This window comes from Methanosarcinales archaeon, from assembly GCA_014859725.1.
In the GTDB taxonomy this organism is placed as follows: Archaea; Halobacteriota; Methanosarcinia; order Methanosarcinales; family Methanocomedenaceae; genus Kmv04.
The window spans coordinates 1-1,781 of the sequence record JACUTQ010000278.1; the positions used below are offsets into that span (position 1 = coordinate 1).

1 protein-coding gene is annotated in these 1,781 nt (G+C 43.2%); it reads left to right on the plus strand.

Annotated elements, in window-relative coordinates; all coding sequences use genetic code 11:
* Positions 1-236 precede the first annotated feature (236 nt).
* Positions 237-1,727 carry an IS1182 family transposase gene (locus IBX40_13260; GenBank protein MBE0525280.1) on the plus strand — a complete coding sequence of 497 codons (1,491 nt, stop codon included), beginning with the start codon at positions 237-239 and terminating at the stop codon, positions 1,725-1,727.
* The last annotated feature ends 54 nt before the right edge of the window (positions 1,728-1,781 follow it).

The following is a 1,781-nucleotide window of genomic DNA, read 5'->3' on the forward strand; positions in this document are numbered from 1 at the left end:
TCCAGAACAAAATGGCAACTTCGTTGCACATATGGAAATGGTGTTGGATGTATACGGGCTGTTGCCCAAATCATATCGAAGATCTATCAGCATTCCTTAAAGCACATGAAGGACTTACCCTAAAACACAGCTAATTATTTGAATTAATTTAAAATAATCGGTATTTTTTACTTGACTTCACGGACGCTTTTTGCGATAAATTAAATAGTTATCAACGCAAAAGGAGTTTTCGCCTTATGATGGGACACCAGCCTCAAGTTCAAGAAAAACTTTTCTACACCAGAGTCAATCTGAACCAACGTATCCCCAAAAATCATATTCTCAGAAAAATGACAACTATTGTTGACTTTGATTTTGTCTACAAAGAAGTAAAAGACAAATACGGTTACAATGGTAATATCTCTGTACCGCCACCTGTAATATTAAAGTTGATGCTGCTTTTAATCCTTTACAACGTCAGGTCAGAACGCGAGCTCATGTCCACATTGCCCTTTAGATTGGACTGGCTGTGGTTTTTGGACTACGACTTAGATGATGAGATCCCAAACCACAGTGTCTTGAGTAAGGCTCGCACCCGATGGGGAGTGGATACCTTCCAGTGTTTTTTTGAAAGAATCGTTATCCAATGTGTGCAAGCCGGTCTTGTAGACGGCAGCAAACTGTTTATGGATTCGAGCAATATCCAGGCCGATGCCTCCAACAACTCGGTTGTAAATACCCACGATATCAAACGTTATCTCAAAAAAAGCTATCAACTCCTTGAAGACCGCCTGGAAAAGGAAAACAATCAATCTGACGATGATCATATTGACCCGCCTAAAACCGGCAGTGCCAATAGCAAATATCTATCAACCACTGATCCGGATGCATCGGTTCAGCGCCAGGGAGGGAGCCGCTCCAAGCTAAAATACAAGGTTCATCGCGGTGTTGACGGAAAGCATGAAATCATTACCGCTACCTCCGTGACCACTGGGTCTGTCAATGAAGCCCATTTGCTAAAACCATTGCTTTTGGAGCATGAAAAGACCACCGGGTTAAAGGCTCAAACCTGTGTTGCTGACAGCAAGTACGGCATTATTGAGAACTACCTGGCCTGCCATGATCTGGGGCTAAAAGGTCACTTTGCATCCTTTGAGAAAGCACATCGGGGTTCTGGTAGTCAGAAGGATATCTTCCCCAAAGAGAATTTTGTTTACAATGCTGACACCGATTCCTTTATCTGCCCTAAGGGAAAAGAGCTTAAACGCAGGCGATTCAGCAAACAGCGCCGTCAATGGGAATATACAGCTTCACTGAGTGTGTGTCGTAATTGTAGTTCATTCTCCCACCAATGCACTCGGAGCAAGACCGGAAGATCATTGAAGCGTCATGAACGCCAGGAAGATCTGAATAAGATGCAGCTGCAAGCGGAATCAAAGGAATCAGTTAAAGATATTCGAACCCGCCAGTCTCTTATGGAGCGATCATTTGCCAGAAGCACCCGCTATGGGTTCAAGCGGGCCCGATGGAGGCGCTTGTGGCGCGTTAAAATCCAGGAATATTTAACAGCAGCGATCCAGAATGTGATGGTACTTGTTCAACATGTCAAAGAACCGGACGCTACCCAGGCGGCAGCAAATCGAAAACCAGAAAAAAGCAACAGAACAGGGCAATTTATACATCAATTTTTAGCATTATTCACAAACAAATCTATTTCAAAGAATTTACTACATGTTCCAGCTGGATAAGGTTTAATTTCGATATGTTCTAATCTTAAAATTGGGGTTCGGGCAACAGCCCGT